At 66.9% G+C, this 19,862-nt stretch carries 11 protein-coding genes; 6 read left to right on the top strand and 5 right to left on the bottom strand.

Features of this window, described 5'->3' with window-relative positions:
• Window positions 1-822 precede the first annotated feature (822 nt).
• The 4 genes from AB0472_RS36300 (at window position 823) to AB0472_RS36285 (ending at window position 7,071) form a co-directional block, all read left to right on the top strand.
• On the top strand, window positions 823-1,338 hold the full coding sequence (locus AB0472_RS36300; protein WP_362714139.1) for a hypothetical protein: 516 nt from the start codon (window positions 823-825) through the stop codon (window positions 1,336-1,338).
• Entirely contained in the window at window positions 1,331-1,942 is a 612-nt protein-coding gene (locus AB0472_RS36295; RefSeq protein ID WP_362714137.1) for a hypothetical protein, read from the top strand. Before AB0472_RS36300 ends, AB0472_RS36295 begins: the two co-directional genes overlap by 8 nt.
• Before the next feature lie 306 nt (window positions 1,943-2,248).
• On the top strand, window positions 2,249-2,398 hold the full coding sequence (locus tag AB0472_RS36290; RefSeq protein ID WP_366363046.1) for a hypothetical protein: 150 nt from the start codon (window positions 2,249-2,251) through the stop codon (window positions 2,396-2,398).
• 170 nt (window positions 2,399-2,568) lie between these two features.
• On the top strand, window positions 2,569-7,071 hold the full coding sequence (locus AB0472_RS36285; protein WP_366363044.1) for a Tat pathway signal protein: 4,503 nt from the start codon (window positions 2,569-2,571) through the stop codon (window positions 7,069-7,071).
• Between the two features lie 62 nt (window positions 7,072-7,133).
• Here AB0472_RS36285 and AB0472_RS36280 read toward each other — a convergent pair whose 3' ends face one another.
• On the bottom strand, window positions 7,134-7,772 hold the full coding sequence (locus tag AB0472_RS36280; protein WP_366363042.1) for an SMI1/KNR4 family protein: 639 nt from the start codon (window positions 7,770-7,772) through the stop codon (window positions 7,134-7,136).
• Window positions 7,773-8,566: 794 nt separating this feature from the next.
• Here AB0472_RS36280 and AB0472_RS36275 point away from each other — a divergent pair.
• Both AB0472_RS36275 and AB0472_RS36270 read left to right on the top strand, forming a co-directional pair.
• Complete coding sequence (locus AB0472_RS36275; RefSeq protein WP_366363040.1) at window positions 8,567-9,451, top strand: helix-turn-helix transcriptional regulator; 885 nt, start codon at window positions 8,567-8,569, stop codon at window positions 9,449-9,451.
• Entirely contained in the window at window positions 9,448-9,630 is a 183-nt protein-coding gene (locus AB0472_RS36270; RefSeq protein WP_366363038.1) for a DUF397 domain-containing protein, read from the top strand. Before AB0472_RS36275 ends, AB0472_RS36270 begins: the two co-directional genes overlap by 4 nt.
• A gap of 26 nt (window positions 9,631-9,656) precedes the next feature.
• Here AB0472_RS36270 and AB0472_RS36265 read toward each other — a convergent pair whose 3' ends face one another.
• The 4 genes from AB0472_RS36265 to AB0472_RS36250 all read right to left on the bottom strand — a co-directional run bounded on the left by AB0472_RS36265 (window position 9,657) and on the right by AB0472_RS36250 (window position 19,845).
• Window positions 9,657-11,303 carry a hypothetical protein gene (locus tag AB0472_RS36265; protein WP_366363036.1) on the bottom strand — a complete coding sequence of 549 codons (1,647 nt, stop codon included), beginning with the start codon at window positions 11,301-11,303 and terminating at the stop codon, window positions 9,657-9,659.
• A 343-nt stretch (window positions 11,304-11,646) separates the two neighbouring features.
• The gene (locus AB0472_RS36260) at window positions 11,647-12,771 is read right to left on the bottom strand and encodes an EcsC family protein (protein ID WP_366363034.1); all 1,125 of its coding nucleotides are present in this window, start codon (window positions 12,769-12,771) and stop codon (window positions 11,647-11,649) included.
• Window positions 12,772-12,805: 34 nt separating this feature from the next.
• Window positions 12,806-16,885 carry a DNA methyltransferase gene (locus AB0472_RS36255; protein ID WP_366363032.1) on the bottom strand — a complete coding sequence of 1,360 codons (4,080 nt, stop codon included), beginning with the start codon at window positions 16,883-16,885 and terminating at the stop codon, window positions 12,806-12,808.
• Window positions 16,885-19,845, bottom strand: a complete 2,961-nt coding sequence (locus AB0472_RS36250) for a helicase-related protein (RefSeq protein ID WP_366363031.1) — start codon at window positions 19,843-19,845, stop codon at window positions 16,885-16,887. The genes AB0472_RS36255 and AB0472_RS36250 overlap by 1 nt, the downstream gene beginning before the upstream one ends.
• Between the last annotated feature and the right edge of the window lie 17 nt (window positions 19,846-19,862).

Below are 19,862 nucleotides of genomic sequence, written 5' to 3'. Positions count from 1 at the left end.
AGGCGCGGTCCTGGAGGATGAGCGCTCCGATGTACCCGGCCTTCGGGGCATCCGCAGGGGCTGCTGCGCGGGCCCTGGTCGGTAAGGTCACGCCCTGAGCTGACCCCGGCGCTGCAGAAGCCCTCAGGCGGCCCGCTACAGGTGTACCGGGGGACATTTGTGTCAGGCCGCTGCAGCGGTGTGGCGTCGGCTCAGGAGTGCGCACGAGGGCGTCGTTGGACGCGTCGATGTCCGCTCCGATACTTACAGCGAGTTCCTGGACCCGCCGATTCCCGATACCGGCGCCGGTGACGGCGTTGATCCGCTCACGGGCGTCGTGCGTCCGCCTGTGTCAGGGAGCGCCCACCATGTGCGAGTTGAACTCCGCGCCGCGAGCCGCCGTTGCGTGCTGGGACATCGAGGGTTCGAGGGCACCTTTGGGGCTCCTGTTTTCAGTCGTCCTCTTGGGGTGTGGTCCGTGTCGTCCTACTGGATGAAGATCGTTCATACGCAACCGATCAGCCTAACCCTACTGTTACTTGACTATCCATTTGGCTATACATTACTCATGTGTGGTTTATATGCCGTACCTCGACTTTCGCTTGGTTTTTTCTTTAGTCAATGGCTTTCGGTCATGCGGTCGTCGGCTCACGGTTAATCCCTGTGAAAATCTCCACGCCGTGACTACCTTGGCGTCGGCGTTCCGAACGTGTGAGCGGATTGGTGGGGCGATGGCTCCTCTCCCGGCACTCCGCAACCGGCTTGGATCGCGCTGCCAGCGGTGGGTGCTGGAAAGGCGCCATCTACCCACCTGTGACGTGCTTTCCAAGGGGGGTTTCACGCATGTCGAAGCTGAGAGCAAGCCTGCGCGCTGTCACGGCTGCTGCGGTCCTGGCCTTAGGCGCGATGGCCGCGCCGCAGGCGGTGGCCGTCGGCCAACCCGCCGTCTCGGTCTCGCAGAGAGCCGACGCGACCACACGGGCCCTTGTCCGGGCCGACCCACAAGCCGCAGTCGCGGCGGCTACCGTCTGCGGATCCGGTTACACGCTGTTCCGAGCTGTTGCTCTTCCTCAGGATGTGGACCCCAGTCTGCGGCTGGCAACGCTGTACTCCTACGAGAACGCCGGCAAGGGGTGCGCCATCCTCGACAACAACGTCGGGAAGTCGCAGTACATGTATCTTCATGTGTGCAAGGTGGACGGTACCGGTTGCGACACGGACTCCGGGAGCTTCAGCGAGTACGCCGGCCCCGTCAACGTCGCCAGCTCTGTCTGTGCGCCCGTGACAGCGAAAATGGGCCAGAGCTCCAGCAGTTTGTACATCAACTTCACGTCCGAGTATATGTTCAGCTGTGACTGACCATCTGCCCGGAAAGAACCGGGCCTCCGCGCACTTCCTGTTAATAGTCCTGGCAGTGGCACCACTTACTGTGACTGCCTGCGGTACCCAGACGAGCCACCAGCCCGACGGCTCCTCCTCTCTCCGGTCCTCGGTAGCTGCCGGGGCAGCACCCAAGCCGTCGGGCACAGCTGACAACCTCAGCAAGGCAGCGCAGAAGGCAGCTGCCCAGCGCGCGGCCGCCGCCCCCAGTGGAGATCCCGTCAGCCCGACGAAAACCGCTGTCCCGGGCCCCGGTGACTACGGGTTCGGCAAGGCCGCGGCCGCAGCAGCGGGGGGCGAGGTCGTCGCGTACACGCCGCGTTTGGAGTCGGGAAGGGTCGTCGTACCGCTGACCATTCAGAACACTGGCGACAAACGGATGACTTACACAGTCACCGTGACGGTCGCGGGCGGCCAGCAGACATCCCCCTTCTCTGTGACCGCGAAGGCCGACGGTGTTTGGCCGGGAACCACGTGGCCGACCAAGGTGGACATCACAGCCTCCGGCCTCAAGGAGGCGGCGAAGGGTTCGAAGATCAGCTTGAAAGTCGTCAAGGGCGACCCGTTCGGCAACGCCCAATGACTCGTCATGAGCGCCTCGCACCTGGTGTGGGCTGCCACGGGCGCTCCACTTTGTAGTTCCGCAATCGGTCAAGGAGCCCAGGCAGCCGAGTGCGTCATTGCCCTCGGCTGCATCCAGGGAGCCGTCGCAGGCGTCGGAGCCGACAGTCTCGTTCTCGCAGCACGGTAAGACCAGGGTCTTGTGCTACGGCAAGGCGGGCGGAAGTGGATGCCATGTTCGAGGGCGACGGCGTGTTCACGACCCTCACGGTTTTCAACTGCGTTGGCAGAGCGGTCCGTTCCAACATCGATGTCAGCATCGGCGACGGTGTCGACCGAGTTCGCCCCAAACAAGTTTCGCATCGAAGGCATGTCCACCCACGGCGTCAAAAGCCAGGCCAGTACTGCAGGCGGACCACATCGCGGACCCATTCCGCAGCAATCGAAGATACACATCGGCGCGCTGGATACCTACTGACGGTGCTGGTCAGGGCTTCCCCGGACCCGGATCGGCCGCAGGGACGCCTGGCTCGGACGCCGGACAGGTGGCAGTGGACGCACGGCGCTGTGACCACCCGTCCATTCCGCTGAAGCCAACAACTGCAACAGCTGTGCTGACCACTTACTGGAAGGACAAACCGGTAGATCATGCGCTCTGCATCACTGGGAAGAAGAAGGAGGAGGGGACAGTCATCCGCACTGGTTATCGCCGCAGCAACCGCGTTGATCGCTTCCACCTTCACCACGAACGCCGCACAGGCGGCTATACCGAACTTACCGAACAAGTCGGCGCAGAAACAGGCCGTCACACCAGAGAAGGAACCCGTGTCGGCGGTCCCCCTGAAGGATCGTGACACCGTTCTCGGAAGAGGCTGGAAAACCTCCGCAGACCGGGCCGTGACCGCCGTCGCCGACAGCGACGGCCTCCATCTCTTAGTTGCCGACAGCAGGAACGGCTACAGCTGGAAGACGGCTGCCGTGCTGAGCGAGCCCCAACTGCCGGCCGACACCTGGATCGGCAACAGTTGCGTCATGGACGACCACCACGCGGCTGTCGTCTACGCGCCCCGCACCTTCACCAACAAGCCGGACCTGATGATGGGCGGCGCGTTCACCGCGATCGTCAACCTCGACAACGCCAGCGTCACCAAGCTGCCGTTCACCGCGTCCCTGGCCTACTTCGATCCCACGTGCAGCCCGGTCACGCACACCGCCGTCTTCACCGCGCTGCGCGACACCAAGACGCGCCTGATCACCGTCAACACCAAGGGCACCACGGTCGCGGACACGACCGCCACGGGTGAGATAACCTCCGCCGTCCCCACCAGGGACGGTGTAGTCGCCGCCGCCGGGAACCGACTCGTGCACGTCGACCGCAAGGGCAGGACAATCCAGCTCGCCGCCACGAAACACGCTCCGTACGACATCCATGTGACCGGTGACGGCACGGTCAACTACATCGACCGCACCGGCGACACCGACGCCAACATACAGACCTACGCGCACGGCAAGAAGACGACCGTCGCGAGCGGCAAACTCACCGCGATGAACATGCGCCAGGGCACCGACGGCACTGTCTACCTCATAGGAAAGGCCCGCCACGGCAAGAACTACGCGGCCGGCGGCATCAAGGCACTGAACGTCTCACCCGACGCGGAACTCTCCACCCGCGGGCGCCTCGCCGTCGACCCGGTCGTCTCCCCGGCCGTGCGGGCGGGCGTCGACAACGTCAAGAACGCCGGTCGCGACTTCACCGGCACCGCGACCAAGGAACCCGCGGCCGAGACGACGACGGGCCACAGCAGCCATGCTCTGACCATCACGGGCACGGTTGCGAGCACGGGCCGGCACACGAAACAGCAGATCGCCGAACCCGGCGCCACTGCAGGCGGTACGCCGTCACCAGCACTGACCGGCTCCCCGAAGCCGCAGCTGTCCACGATGAGCATGCTGACCACGGCCGACGACGATGCCAGGGCACACGACCCGGTCGACACCGATGCCTGGTGCTCCGTGCCCCGCAACGACGTCAAGACCCAGGCTCTGCAGCCGACACCGAACCAGGTCGAATGGGCCGTGGACATGGCCGTCCGGAACGATCTGCGCTCCGGCTACCTCACTCAGGGCGGCTGGCGCTCGCAGACGGGGCTCTCCACCATCGATCCCCAGGGCCTGTTTCCCGCCCCTACGCTGAACACCGGCAGCGGACAGCGCATACCCGCCCAGGTCGAACTGGGCGTCCTCGCGCAGGAGTCCAACCTGTGGCAGGCCGAATCCGGTGCCATTCCAGGCCAGATGGGCAGCCCGCTCGCGGCCGTCGACGGCTACTACGGCCATCAGACCGGGGGAACCCTCGACGACTTCTGGACCATCCACTGGGACAAGTCCGACTGCGGCTACGGTGTCGGCCAGGTCACCGACGGCATGCGCAAGGCCGGATACGAGAAGCCGGGCGAGACCTCCCGCCCGGTCAGCACGCAGCGCGCGATCGCCATCGACTACACCACCAACATCGCGGCCTCCCTTTACATCCTCGCCGACAAGTGGAACGAAGTTCACCAGTCCGGCCAGACAATCGCCGTCAACAACGACGACCCGGCCAAGCCCGAGAACTGGTTCACCGCCGTGTGGAACTACAACCTCGGCTTCAACAAGAAGGCGGACGCCGGAACCAACGGCAACTGGGGCCTGGGCTGGTACAACAACCCCGCCAACCCCGTCTATCCCGCCTCCCGGCTTGCCTTCCTGAACACCGACCTCGACCCGCTGGCCGCCAGGGACGCCGCGCATCCCCAGAATTGGCCCTACGAGGAAAAGGTGATGGGGTGGGCCGCCTGGTCGCAGGACACAGGCCACTCCTATGCCACCTCGGGCCGCCAGGACTGGCCCGGCGAGTCCGGCTTCTCCTCCGCCGGCTTCTACCCTGCCACCTGGAACGGCACCACCGGGAGCGTCATCGACCCGGCCAGCGGGAAGTACCGCCGGGCACACATCTCACCGCCGCTCGACGCGTTCTGCAACACCAAGAACAACTGCGACGCGGCCAACCCGCCCGACTGCCCCGACGCCGCCTGCTACGCCCAATACTGGTGGCACGAATCCAACGTCACGTGGAAGTCGGACTGCGCCACCAGCTGCGGCTTCGAGCACATCAAGTACCTGACCCTGGTCAGTGAGCCCGGCCGCGGCTACCGCCTGCAGTACGGCACGCCCGTGTGCTCCGGCGCCCCCTCGGGGGCGAAGGCCGTCGAGTCCGTTCCGGCGGGAACCGACACCTGGAGCGACTGCGGAACGACGGCGACAGACGGCTCGTTTCAGTTCACCTTCTATCCCGACCCGAACGCGACCGGGCCGGGGCTGGGGCAGTACGCCGCGAAGGCCGACCTGCACCAGATCGGTGGCGGCTACGACGGCCACTTCTGGTATGCCCATGAACGTTCCCCCGATCAACTGGGCGGGGAGCATGGCAAGATGACCGTCGACGGCTCATGGAAGCTGAGCGGGCCTCTCGACAAGAACCAGGCCATGGTCTACGTGAACATCCCGGATACGGGAGCGCAGAGCCAGGGAGCGGTCTACGAGGTCGTCACCGCCCTGGGCATTGAGAAGGTGACGATCGATCAGTCCGCGAACTCGTCCAACAAGTGGGTCCCCCTCGGCGCTTTCCGGTTCAACGGCATGACCCCCGAGGTAAGGCTTTCGAACACCACCAGCAATGGAACCGCAGACAAGGACATAGCCTGGGGTGCAGTCGCCTTCGTTCCCGGCGACTTCGACGTGCCCGGGGGCCGGATTGCAGGTCTGGAACTACCTGATCCGGACGACAACGCACCGGACGTCGACTTCGTCGATGACGACCAGCAGAAGCAGCCCACCCCCGTGGGTCTGGAGTCCAATCCGCTGTTCCGCTCGCTCACAGGGGACGATTCGTGCTCTGGGAGCCTGGAAAATGGTCAGGGTCGTCAATGCGTCACTTTCAGGCCGTTGGCCAAGCCGACGACAACGGTGGGAGTCACCCCTGCCGTCAGTGTTCCCTCCACGACCCTGGTCACATGGTGCGCTCAGGTAGGACTGACACAGACCTACACGATCGAACGCCGTGAGGGGTGCCTGGCGTTCACCACGGTGGTCCACTGGACGAAGAAGGACCCCGACGGAACCGTGGAGACCGCTTCCGCCGCATTCAACGTGTTCGTCGAAACCAAGACGACGAACTCGGCGACGTTCACGGAACGCATGTCGATCGTTCCCGTTGATATGGATGCCGTTCTCGGCGCCGTATCAGTGGACTACTGGGATACCCCGTGTACCCCTGACTGCGACACGACATACACGACGAACTGGAGTAACGCGACGTGGGCCAGCGTGGTTGACAACCACTGGGCCAGTGCGACGAAGGCGAACACGTGGAACACGCCGACAGCCGGCACGTCCCAGGAGTTCGATCGTGGAGTGTATCTGAGCTTCAAGGCCGACAGCCCAGAATGGAAGGGCCTCGTTCCGGTCGACAAGCCAGAGGTATCCCTGTTTGATCAGGTCCGCTGCGACAACGGGGTATCAGTCCCGAACTCAACCGGTTGCATCTTCGCCAAGCACATTCCGACGTTCACCATGAACACCGCTAAGTACCCCGCTGCTGCCGCCTACTACTGGCTGCTGAGGGAGGAGTTGCCGTCGCACCCGGGCAGCGAGGAACACGGGACACCGCTTCACCGGGAGAGGAACCAGGTGGTTCAGACGTCAAACAGGCGGAAGGTGTGTCCCACGTCGTACACGCCCAACACCGAGGCGACACCCGAGGCGACGACGAACAGTCCCGACGGCAGGCAGTGTGACGAGTTTCCGTTCGCCGCGACGAAGGAGAGCGGTGGCCAGTCCGTAACCAACGGAGATGAGTGCGTCCAGCTGTACGCCCAGAAGAGCGACAGCGACGGGAAGTGGCGCTTGTACCCGGACGGAGGATACCCGCCGCCGACGTGGAAGGAAGTCTGTGGCCGGGCTTCGATGTCGGCGAAACAGAACGAGGCCGCGGGTCGGGGCCTCTCAGCCTTCTATACGAAGGCACGCATGGCCGACAATGACGCTTTCTACATCAAGGCGCCGTCAGTGGAGGGCTGCCGTCCCGACGAGATCTGCGTGGTCACCCCGTAATTCCTGATCCGCTTGGCAGGGCGGTGGTCCGAGGCGTCCGCGCTTCGGACCACCGCCCTCTACTACTCCCACCTTACGAAGGCGTGGTCATCGCTGCCGGAGAGACGAGGTGTTACCGGATCGGCATAGCCGGGCAGGCGGATTTCCGTCCCCTCGGTCAGGGCGACGAGGAGATCCTGGAACATGTGCGACAGGCTGTCCCACACCTTCACCGGGCCCTCCGTGTCCCCGGCTTGCAGGCCGTAGAGCACGTTTCCGAACCGTTCTCCGTCACGGTGATCGACGATGAGCTTGCCTCCGGTGATGTCCGTGGCAATCGGAACCCATCGGACGTGGAAGGCGTATCCATACATCCCGTCATAGATATCACGCAAGTCGGGATCTTCCGACTCGTTCTCGTCGACCCACTCCGCAATCGCTTCTTCCAGGGCTCGTTGACCTGCACGCATTCCCGTCGCGTCGTGCAATATAAACCCTTCGGGGAGAATGACGCCGGGGCCGTCGTGCCCCTTCGTGGCCGTGACGCCGTTGTGACGTTCCAGCCACGCCACCAGATCGGGGTGCAGAGGGAACCGACGGTCGGCGATGGCCTCGATGTCCTCCCGCATGGCCGGTGAGTTCAGGGCGGCATGGTCAGCGGGTGCGTTTTCCTCCAGCCATGCGTCGAGGCGGTCGAGCACAACGTTGAGGTCGTCAGTCATGTGAGAACTCTACGAGTTACAGGTGTGGTTCGTCCCTGTCCCCCGGCCCCGCGGTGCGGTGGCCTTTTGCTCAGCTCGCCGCCGGGTTCGGAAAAGGTTTGCGACCGCTTGTCGGCTCAGGGGAAGCCGTCAGATACGCCCGTGTCCTGCTCACGCTCGTGAGGACGGCACCGCCGGGGGTCGACTGCTGCTCGGCGCCGTGACGTTCGCGCCCGCGCGGACGCCTGCCTGAGAAGGGCCGTAGGGTCTCGCGTGGCCCGGCACGGATCACGGCGGCGACCGAAGAGGTGTTCCACGTGCGGTTCCTCGCCCAAAGTACGGTGCCCCGATGCGCGATGGCCGCCGTCGGCGAAGCGGCGCACTTGGTGAACGTCGTCACCGGTTCCGCCGCCATTCCTGCCCCCTGACGGAGGGGCTCGGCCGTGCGTGAGGGCGGACCGGTACGGCTGTGGAAGCGGGTTGAGCGGGTCCTGGACGACTGCGACGCGGCCGGCGCTCCGGGGCCGGAGACCTTCACCCTGCACGTGTACGACGGCGGGCAGCATCTACGGCACCCACAGTTGCCCGGCCTGCCGCTGCCCCAGGCTCTGAGGAGCCCACAGGCTGCGTGCACCGGGCCCTGGTGGTCCGGAAATCTTCGGGGCCTTGCGAGGGGCACTCAAGGAGTGCGATTCGTACGCTGGGTCAGCGTACGAACACGCTCTGTGGACGGTGCGCGGGGACTTCCGCCACTCTGAGGACTGTCGGCGTGGGGCTAACGGACAGTGCGTGTACGGAACGGGAGGTGGCCGTGTATGACGGGCGGCATCGACATCATGGCCGATGGCGGCGACAGGGAGTCGACCGGCGGCGAGCCGGATCGTGAGCCCGACCCGTCGGACAGTCTGCGGACGTTCGGGGCGGTGGCCCAGGCGCTGCGCGAGCACGCGGGGTACAGCAGGGCCGAGTTCGCGGAGCTGGTGCGGTACTCCAAACACACGGTGGCCTCTGTGGAGTTGGGGCGGCGGCTGGCCGACGAGGCGTATGTCGAGCGGTCCGAAGAGCTGCTGGGGAACACCGGGGCCTTACGGAAGTCGTCGAAGTACGTGACGCGGGGGCGGGGGGATGTGGGGCTTGCAGCTTGGTTCCGGCAGTGGGCTCGGCTGGAGCGGGTGGCGGTGAGTCTGTACACGTACGAGTGCCGGTTGATGCCGGGGTTGTTGCAGTCGGAGGGGTACGCGCGGGCCCTGTTCGAGAACCGGCTGCCGCTGCTGACCGAGGAGCAGATGGAGGCCCAGATCGAGGCGCGACTGGAGCGGCAGCGGATGCTGCACGATCGGCCGACGGTGCCGTTTCACTTCATCGTGGAGGAGTCCGTCTTCCGGCGCAGGCTGGGGGGTCGTGACGTGCAGCGGGGGCAGTTGGACCTTCTGTGGGAGCTGACGGCACCCCCCAACGTGATGCTCCAAGTCATGCCGACCGAGATCGAGTTCCATGCCTGCATGGACGGTCCGGTACGGCTGTTGGAGACGCCGGAAGGGCGACGGCTGGCGTACTCCGAAGGTCAGGAGAACGGTCGGTTGATCTCCGACCGTAAAGAGGTGCGCCTCCTCCAGCAGCGCTATGACACACTGCGCTCGCAGGCCCTGAACCCCCAAGACTCGCGGGGTCTGCTGGAGCGACTGCGAGGAGAGCTATGAGCACGACGGAACTCGTCTGGTTCAAGTCCAGTTACAGCGGCAGCTCGGGTGACGACTGCATTGAGATCGCCGTCACCGAACAGGCCATATGCGTCCGGGACTCCAAGGATGTGGCGCGCCCGCACTTCGCCGTGGGGCGAGATCACTGGACGGAGTTCGTGGCATTCGTGGGTTCGTGACCGAGGCCTGATCCCTACCGCGCCCGTCAGGTCAGGGTGTTGCGCAGGTGCGGGCCGAGGTACCCCACGTACACAAGGCCTGTCGCCGGTCCGTCGTCGTAGAAGTGCAGGCGCGGAGCGATGGTGTTGCCCGAGCCGATGCGCAGGTGCGCCTGCATGAAGACCTCGCCGGCGGGGTCCACCGACGTGGGAACGGGAAGCATGCGTTCCCGACGGAGCTTGTCCTTGCGGGCGACGGTGTCCGACTCTCGCATCGCGACCTTGGCCGCCGGGAACGGGTAGGCGTGTGACTTCTCGCTCTTGCACCAGCTGAGGAAGTCGCCGCTCGCGGTACCGTCCGCCGAGGCCTTGGCGAAGTGGTTCAGGGCGAGGAGAGCGTCCCAGGCGACGTGGAGCCAGTTGTCCACCGACTGGCTGTCGAGGTCGCGGGTGGTCTTCTGCTTGCCGGTGAAGGAGAGGTGCGGGAGTTCGCCGAGGCGGTCGAGCAGGTCGGAGAAGGTTTCCGGGTAGACGATGTCGGGAGCCGGGGGCTCGGCGTTGGCGGCTCCGAACTCGCCGGCGTTTCTGAGCTGTTCCTGCAGGAAGCGGGCGCGGCGCTGGACGGCCTGGAACTGCTCGTACAACTCCTCGTTCTCGCCGCGGAGTTCATCTGCGGCACGGTCCGCCTTCTCCAGGTCCGCGTTGAGTCCGCTGATCTCCTGCGTCCGGGTCGCCTCGATATGTTCGGCCTCATCAAGGAGTGCGTTTAGGGTCTTGTTCTCGACGGTCAGCTTGTCGAGGTCGGAACCGTGGGCTTGCTGACGCGGCCTGGTTCGCTGGATGGGCAGCGATGCGAGCGCGCCGGGCAACTGCTGCCGCAATGCTAGGCGTTGAGGGAGGAGAGCGAGGGTTTTTGCGGCTCGGTGTAGGTCCGCCTCAAGGGTTCGCCGTGACATCACCGGGTGGCGTTGGGCGTCCGGTTTCCAGGCAGGGTCTATGCCGGGGAGGTAGGTGCGGATGCCACCGCCGAACACAGGGTGGAATTCGAGAGCCCTGTTGAAGGCGGGCTGGGCCTCGGGCGAGAGAACGTAAAGGATGGCGAGGCCGGGGAGGTACTTGCAGGCGGTCTCCACTGTGGATTCGGCGTAGCTGTCGGCGTCGGCACCATATGGGACGGTGGCGACGACGACGGGGAGGCGGCGCTGCTCGTCGCAGAGTTCCTCGATGACCTCCTGGACGTCCTCCGGCTCGATGAAGGTGGGCTTCGCCTTCACCTCGGCGAGGCCGTCCCTGGCGTCGAGGGAATCGAGGAGGAGGCGTGCGATACCGGGCGTGTTGGCGCGGGTCGGCGGCCTGTCGGGAGACAGCGGCATGTGCTCGATGTCAACCTGCAGCCAGGTGCGGTCCTCGGTGTCCCGATGGTCCCGTCGGATGGTGAGCGTGGACTGCCAGGTCCCGACTTGCGGGGACGGAGTCTCGCGCATGCGCCAGCGGGTGTAGGCACCACGGAGGCCTGATGCCGAGTCACGGTCGAGCGTGACGTTCGCGGCTATGTCGTTGCGGCCCTCGTCCAGCGCGGACGTGTCGTAGCGCTTCTGTTCCAGCCAGGCGTACAGCTGGCGTTCGGTGAGGGCGGAGGTGGTCACGTAGTCCTGCAGGGTCGACACGACCATGCGGTAGCCGCGAGGTTCCATCGGCGGTCCCTTCGACACGGTCGGTCAACGCTGACCGGCCGCCTGGTTGCTACTTGGAGAGGCTGTGGATCGGCTTTCGGGGTGGCGGGGCCCGTGGCCGGGAGTGGGGTGCGCGGGAGAGGTGTAGTTCTCACTTTCGACGGCGGGATCACCAGGGTGAGGCGGACAGCGGTCACGCGGTCGTACTCGGCGAGGATCAGTTCCCTGGTGGGGTGCGCGCCGTACTGCGCCCAATCCTTACGGTGACGTGAGGAGTGTTCGCGGTTCGTGGGGCTTGCGGTGGCGGCCTGAATCATGTTCGTTCCGGCGGTCACATGGTGAGTTCCACCGCCGGGACACCGAGTCAGTGGAGGTCGGGTCCGCCCGCCTCGGCTATCTCGTCGAGCAGGCTGATCGCTTCGTCGGCGTCGTCCGGGACGTCCGGGTCGGTGTCGGGGAACGACACGGATGCCTCATCGTCAGCGAGATGCGGGTACTTCTCCAGGAGGAACCGCCGCCGGTATGCCATGTCGGCGGCGTCGACGACTCCCTCCAGGGTGGTCCAGTTGAAGGCGCCTCCCATGACGATCCCGAACGCGGGTACGGCCTTGCCGAGCCCCTTCTTGGTGAGGCGGAAGCTGAAGGCCTTCGCGAACTGCTGGGAGACCTTGGTGACAAACGCGTCGTTCAGGACGTCCCACGCCTTGCCGCGGAAGAGCGCTTGGGTGAGCCGCGAGATGTCGGCCATCGCGGCGTTTTTGGCGGTGGCCGAACTCGCCGTCCCGACGTTGACGACAGACATCACGAAAAGCTTCTCGACAGGCTCTTCGGGGTCGTAGCCGTAGAACAGTGAGACATGGCCGACGGCGCGGGACGCGAGTCCGAGGACGGCCGCGGTATCGGCGGCGAATGCGCCCGCGATCGCACCTCCCGAAGGCGCTGACGCGGCACCGGCCGAGGCGGCGATGACGAACTCTCCTCCGGAGATCACCAGCCCCGCGCCCGCTCCCGAAAGCGCGGCGACGGCCGGGTAGTACCAGCTCGCCCCGCGCCCACGGACAGCGTCGATCTGCTTGAGGTCGAGGCGGCGCAGGTCGGAGAGCGACGCGACGTCGTGCCCGCGCTTCGTGTGCAGCGCCACCACGCGTTTGGAGGAGAGTCCTGCTCGCGAGACGCGCCCCACCGTCTGGCGTACGGACTGAAAGGCAGTGCCACTCCAGTCCGGCAGGGCGTCGGCGGCTCCGCGCGCCCCGGCGCCGACCTTCTGAGCGCCCTTGGCGACGATGTCCTGTCCACGCGAAAGCGCCGACTTCGCCCTGGGGTGGTTCTCCAGTTGCTTCGCGGCACGCTTGCCGAGCGCCGAGACGCCGTTCGCCACCTGCTCGCCGGCGTTACTCATCGCCCGTGACAGCGGGCGTCCCTTGAACTGCTGGATGGCACGCCATGCGTTGAGTTCGTACTCAGATGGCTGCTGTTGCGGGTTGCTCATGGTCCGTTGGCGCTCCTGTCTCCGGGGCGAGCGGTCAGGCGGGGTGACGGGGGCCGTGGCCCGGGGGTGGGGTGAGGGTGGAGGTGTAGTTCTCACCTTCGACGAGCGGGTTCTCCAGGGTGAGGCCGGCGGCGGCCATGCGGTCGTACTCTGCGAGGATCAGTTCTTTTGTGCGGTACGTGCCGTATTTGGCCTCGTCCTTGCGGCGCACGATGGGGAAGGTGTCGAGGATGTAGTCGACGTCTTCGCGGGATACACCGTAGAGGTGGAAGAAGAGGGCGTCGAGTTCGGCGCGGATGTGCTGACGGCGCTGTTCGTCCCACTGATACGGCGCGCCCGTGTCGCCGAGGTAGGTAGCTAGGCCTGCCATATCGCCTGCGGTGTAAGTGAGTTCAAGGATTCGGGGGACGATGAAGGGGGCATGGGCGGAGAGTTGGGTGGGGGTAGGGACAGGGAGCTGCTTCACGATGAAGAAGCTCATAGATGTGCCGCCGATGCTCTGTCGTGCCGCGTAGTCCAGGGCGAAGGAAGACCACACAGCTCCGAGGATTTCGGGCGCGCGACAGAACGCCAGTAGGAATTTATGGCCGACCCCTACAGGTGGCATCAGCGCGCTGATCATGCTTCGTTCATCCGTGGCGCGACAGATGTCCCGCCACCCGAGTAGGAATCCGTGGGGCCAGGACTTCTCTGCGAGGCGCTTTTGGACGCCGGGGATGAGAACGTTTTCGCCGTCCTTGTCGAACTTACCGGACGGTGTGTCCTCCTCGGCCACCCAATAGCGTGGCAGGACAACGGCGTTACCGTCGTTCTTCTCGTCCAGCGACAGCGCCCGAGTGTCACCTGCGTCGTCGTACGTGGCCCACCGGTGGTCGTAGTGGTGCAGCATCTTTGCCTCGTAGAGGGGCAGCATCCGCGCGCGGCCCTTGGCGAAGATGTTGCCTTCGAGCGTCCAGCCGGAGCCTTCGAGTTCCTCGCGCAGGTGCAAGAGAGCTGAGTCGTGGCCCATATTGAGCAATCCTTGTGAGAACAACATCCCCCATGGGTTGCCGTCCGGTGTGCCCTCTTCCCACAGCACAGGCAGCCGCTGGTACATGCCCAGCGTGATCTCAGCATCCCGCCTGGACCTGAACACGGGAAGCGTGCCCGTGTTGGGATTGAGCAGCGCAATCTCGTCCGGCGTCAGCGTAAACGCCTTGTCCGGGTCATCCAGTTCAGCCGGGTCGTGGAGGAAGAAGGCGAATCGAGCCGCCGGTTCGCGCAGGGAACGGCCGACCATGGACAGGATGCTGAACTTGAACGAGCGGTGCACGCCAGGGAAGAGGGGCGCTGCGTTCTCGAAGTCGTACAGCGCCGCAATCGCCCCACGCCGTACCAGATCCCCGGAGAAGTGCTGCGTCCGTGCGTCCGTCGCGATTCCCGTCGGAACGATCACCCCCGCCCGTCCCGTGGGTCCGAGCAGTATGCGATCCGTCTCCGTGAAGACCGCGTACGTGTTGAGATTCCCCTGCCCCGTCAGCGGGACCCGGCCCGACCGCCGCAGGAAGTGGCTCTCGGCGTACACCTTTCGCTTGCCCGCCTCGAACTCCTCGTACAGCGGAAGCGTTTCGGGCGAGTTCTTGAGCGCCTCGATCATCTTCTTCCGTACGGCAGTCCTCGATGCTTCCGCGATCTCGGGCGCACGCTGCGCAAAGAACTCCTGTTCGCGGAAGTCGACGCTGTCCCACGGCGGGTTCCCCACGACACAGTCGAAGCCCCCCGCCCAACCGGTGTCCGGCGACACACCCCGGCCGTCCTCCGGCACCGAGAACACCTCGGGGAACTCCAAGTGCCAGTGGAAGAAAGAGAACTGCTTACGCAGCCGCCTGATCTCTGTCTTGGATTCCTCGGCCACACCCTGGCCGCTCGGATCCTCCAGCGCCTTGAACACCGCGTACGTCACCGGCCTCGGCGCCTCCGGCGTCTTCAGCCACACGAACGCCGCACACCACGCGTCAGCGACCCGCAGCGCCCGCCGGTAGTTCGACGAGCCGGTCCACTTCTCGTACGCGTCCTCCTGCCGGCGGACGTCGGTCAGTTCCTCCGCCTGGGCCAGCGTGATGGAGCGCAGGCCGCTGGCGAACACGGTGTTGGTGACGCTGACCGCCTCCCCGCCCAGGTCGAACAGGCTGCCCTGGCCCACCCGCTCCTGCTGGTTGATCTTCTCCAGGGCCTTCGCGTGCTTCTTGTCGTCGCCCTCGGTCGCGATGAACGCCTCGTCGGGGATGCCGTCGCGGAGCAGCTTGGGCGTGGCGCCGATCAAGCCGTTGCCGTGCTTCACATGCGCGTCCAGGAAGCTCAACGGCTTGCCCGGCTCCAGCGCCTCCAGCCACAAGGACACCTTGGCCAAGTCCACGGCCATGGGGTTGAGGTCTACGCCGTAGATGCAGCGGGCGACGACCTCGTGCAAGGCGTGGCGCACCGCGTCCAGCGTCGGCTCCGGGTTGCGTTCCCGGACCGCCGCGACCTGCTTGGCGATGCGGCGGGCCGCCGCCACCAGGAAGTGTCCGGAGCCGCACGCCGGGTCGCAAACCGTCAAAGACAGCAGCTCCTTGACGATCGCATCGGCCGGATCGGCCGCGCCCGATCGCGCCGCCGCCTCCTCACCGCGCCGCACGGCATCCTCGATCACCGGGTCCAGCGTGGAGTTCAGCAGGCATTCGATCAGCGAGGACGGTGTGTAGTAACTGCCCGTCGTCTTACGGGTGTTGCCCGCCACCTCGACAAGCGTGAACGTACGCTCGGCCGCGCTGTACTTCGGCTCCAGCTCCAGCAGGGACTCGTAGACCGAGCCCAGTTCCTCCGCGTCCAGGTGCCGGTAGTCCACCGCCCGCCAGCGGCCCGAGCTGCCGTCGCGGACCTGGGAGAGGTGCCGTACGGCCGTCAGCAGGGCCTCGTTGGAGAGCCTCAGGTCGCGCAACGGGGCGTCAGCCTCCGTGTCGTTGAACAGGCCGCCGAGGCCGGGCAGGCCAAGCTCGGGGCGGCCTTTCTCGTCGCCGAGTGCCGTGAGGACGATCCGCAGGGCCTCGTACAGGTCACCGTGCGCCGTGCCCCGGCGCTTCCGCGCATGCGCCCGCAGCCTCGCCGACGAGAAGTACGTCTCATACCTCTCGCGCGCGATACCGTCCGCCCCCGGCGACAGCAGCGCGTCGCGGTCCTCGGCGACGAAGACGAAGAGCAGGCGGTACACCATGCGCAGCAGGGCGGCCTGCAGCGGCTTCGGGCGGACGTCCTCCCGCAGCGCCGTGTTCTCCGGGTGCCGGAGGAAGCCCGTGCCCAGCGCGGTGATCGCCTGCTGGACGCCCTTGCGGAGCTGGTCCAGGGCGCGCGTGCCCGAGGCGATGGCCTCAGTGCGCCACTTCTCCAGCCAGCAGGACGACGGCGCCGCCCCCTCCACCACCTCGAAACGCGACGCGTGCAGCAGTCGGTACAGCAGCACGAACTCGCTGAACAGCTCGCCGTCGAAGATCGCTTCGAGGTCGAACTCGACGTACGACGCCGTGGCGAGCGCGCTGGAGTCCCGGAGCAGGCGGACCTGGCGGCCGTTGGTCAGGACGCCCCACAGGTGGGCCTCAGTGCGGTTCAGGCACTCCTGGAGCATCGACTGGGGCGGGACCGTGCCGGCGCCGCCCGGCCGCTTGTCCAGCTCGGCGTTCCAGGCCGCCTGGTGGATGAGGGCGTGGTGCCAGCGGTGGGAGACCGGGAACTTCTTCTCCGCGTCGGAGTCGGCGGTGATGCCTGCCGCACCGATGTGCGTGAGGCGGCCGAAGCCCAGTTCCCGCCAGAGCGGGGTCAGCCAGTCGTTCTCCGCGAGCCCGGTGGGGTCGCTCGCCGGTACGCCCGTCTCCCGGTCCTCCGGCAGGCGCTTGCGCAGCTCGCGCCACAGCGGCTTGAGGTACTCCCAGCTGCGCTCGGCCTCGTCGCGCACCGAACGGGACGACGGCAGTCCGTAGTCGGCGGGCTTGGAACCGGGGACGTCCTTGCCCTCGGAGATCCGTACCAGCATGTCAGCCGGCAGCAGCCCCCCGACCGTGTGGACGGCGGTGAACACCTGGTTGCGGGTGGTGGCGGACATCAGGCGGACACTCCAACCGGAACAGAAGCAGAAGCGGCGGCGGGCAGGTAGACGTAGGCGCCGAGGATGTCGGCGGGCTTCTGGGCGGTGACCGACAGGCCTCGGACGATCTCGCCGGAGGCGGCCCGCACGCGGCGGTGGGCCGCGTCCAGTTCGGCGGCCAGCTCATCGCCGTACGACTCCAAGTACCCATTCGCATCCGACAGTTGACCGAGGATGCGGGTCATCGTGCGCTCCCCGAAGTGCGGGTCGGTGTTCTCCGACGCCGTCGCCTTCAGCAGGGCCGCCGCCTGCTCCGGTGTCAGCCACGCGCCGTTCTTCGGGGCGCCCTCGAAGGCCAGCAGGCGGGCGTCCTCTGCCACCAGTTGCCGTTCGCCGCTCCGGGACGGCAGCGTGAGGTGGAAGCGGTAGCGGACCAGCAGCAGGGTCGTCCTCGTGCTGACCGCGTCCGTCGTGATGACGCCGCAGCGGCGGGCCGGGCGGGCGCCCTCTGCCTGGGTGTCCAGCGCGGCGTTGAGGACGTGGGACGCGAGGGCGCCGACCACCGGGTCCGTGCGGACCAGGGCCGCCTCGCCGCGTGCCACCGCCGGGTCGCCGCGGAACGGGATCTCGCGGTCCTTCTCCACGACCTCCGCGCCCACCACCGGCGCCAGCGCGTCCCGCAGGCCCGCGGGAGTGCCGCCGACCTGGGCGGTGAAGTCCCCGGACTCGCGGCCACCACCGTCGGCGCCCCGCAGTACCGCGCCCAGCGCGCCCAGCGCCTCGCGTACGAACGTCCGGATCTCCCCCGCCCCGCCCAGCGCCTCCCGGATTGACGCGACCTCGCGGGCCACCTCCTCCGGGTGGATGGAACGCTGGGCGAACCGGGAGCGGGACTGCCGCTCGCGTTCCGCCGCCGAGTTCCAGTCGCTGTCCAGCTTCGCCGTGCTCACCTTGAACGCGTCCGCGCTGAACAGCGCGTCCTCGTTCTCCCGGCCGCGCATCAGCAGCCACTCCACGATCGCGTCCGTCACGCCCGTCGACAGCTCGTCGGGGACGGAGACGGAGATGCCGAGGTCCTTCTTGATCTGGCGGTGCTTCTTGATCAGCACCTCCAGGACCTTGCCGTCGATGCCGTTGTCGTCGCCGTAGAGGGTGATGACGCGGACCTCGTCGCGGCGCTGGCCGTAGCGGTCGACGCGGCCCTCGCGCTGGTCGTGGCGCGTGGGGTTCCAGGCAAGGTCGTAGTGGACGACGGCGTCGAAGTAGTGCTGGAGGTTGACGCCCTCCGAGAGGCAGTCCGTGGCGATCAGGACCCGGCGGGCCGCCGCGTCCTCGCCGGCCTCCGCCGCCAGCGCCTCGATCCGCTCGATGCGCTGCTGCGGCGACAGCTCGCCGGTGACCGCCTTGACGACCGTCTTCGCCCCCAGGGGGCCGCGCTTCTTGGTCTCCGGGTCGTTCGCGAGCTGCTCGGCCAGGTACTTGGCCGTCGGGATGTAGCGGCAGAAGACGATCGGGTTGTAGCCGTCGGCCAGCAGCGCCTTGAGGTGCTTGATGAGCGCCTTCAGCTTGAGATCCTTCTCCGGGCCCTTCAACTGTGCGGCCAGTTCGGCCAGTTCGGCGAGCTGTGACTTCGCCGAGCCCTCGTCCGTCTCCGCGCCCGGAGCCACGTCCATGCCTTCCAGCGCGTCGCTGTCCGCCGCGTCGCTGTTCAGCGGGGCGCCCAGCTTGTCGGCCTCCTCCGCCGACGCCGCGATCGCCGCCGCCGAACGGGTGGTGAGGGTCTGCGCGGCGGCCGCCGGGGACGACACCAGCGAGCGCAGCAGAGCGATCGCCGACCACCAGGCGATACGGGCCTCACGCTTGCCCTGGCCGCCCGCCTCCTCGACGCGCTCGCTCGCGTAGGCGATCGCGTCGTCCAGCAGGGCCCGGTACTCGGGGGACAGCTTGTACGTCTCGTCCTTGAAGAAACGGTCCGAGGGGAAGGCGGTGCGTTCGGCGAGGGAGTCGTCCGCCAGGCCGTCCTCCTTCGTGAGGTACTGGCGTACGTCCGCCCGCTTACGGGCCACGAAGTGCTGGGCGAGCAGCTTCCGGCCCGTCTCCGACTCCAGGTTCACGTGCGCCAGGTCCGGCTTGACCAGCCCGAGGAGGTTCCGGAACGCCGACTCCTTGCCGCTGTGCGGGGTCGCCGTCACCAGGAGCAGATGGCGCTCGGCGTCCTGCGCCACCCGGCGCAGCAGCTCGTAGCGGAGCTGGCTCTGGGCGCTCGCCGAGGTGTCGTCGGCCGCCACGCACGTGTGGGCCTCGTCGACGATCACCAGGTCGGGGCAGTGGCGTACGAAGTCGTCGCGGTGGCGGGTGGACTTGATGAAGTCCGTGGAGACGATCACGTTGGGGTAGCGGTCGAAGAGGGACTGGCCGAGGTCCAGGCCCCGCTCCAGGCGCGACACCGTCGACGACAGCACCAGCTCCGCGTCGATGCCGAACTTGCCGCGCAGCTCCTGCTGCCACTGCTCGGCCAGGGCCGGGGAGCAGAGCACGGCCAGGCCGCTCGCCTCGCCCTGTGCCAGCAGCTCGCTCGCGATCAGGCCCGCCTCGATGGTCTTGCCGATACCGACGTCGTCGGAGATCAGCATGCGGACGGTCTTCTGGCGCAGGGCCATCAGCAGCGGTACGAGCTGGTACGCGCGCGGCTCCACCGCGATGCTGGCCAGCGAGCGGAACGGGCCCGCGCCCGAGCGGAAGCCCACCCGCAGGGCCGTGCGCAGCAGGCCCGCCGCCCGCTGGTCGCCGAGGTCGGCCGGCTCCGGCGGGGCGAAGCGGGCCTCCTCGACGGGCTCGAAGGGGAACACGGCCGCGATGTCGTCGTCGGAGCCGCCGAGCGGGCGCAGGACGAGCAGGTCGGGCTCGCTCTCGGGGAGTACCACCCACTCGCGGCCACGGGCCTTCACCAGGGATCCGGCGGAGTACGTGAATGCCATAGCGATCTTCAAATCCT

This window comes from Streptomyces sp. NPDC086777, from assembly GCF_040702065.1.
Lineage (GTDB): Bacteria > Actinomycetota > Actinomycetes > Streptomycetales > Streptomycetaceae > Streptomyces.
The sequence above is the reverse complement of the archived record's forward strand: the minus strand, read 5'-3'. Positions and strand labels throughout refer to the sequence as shown.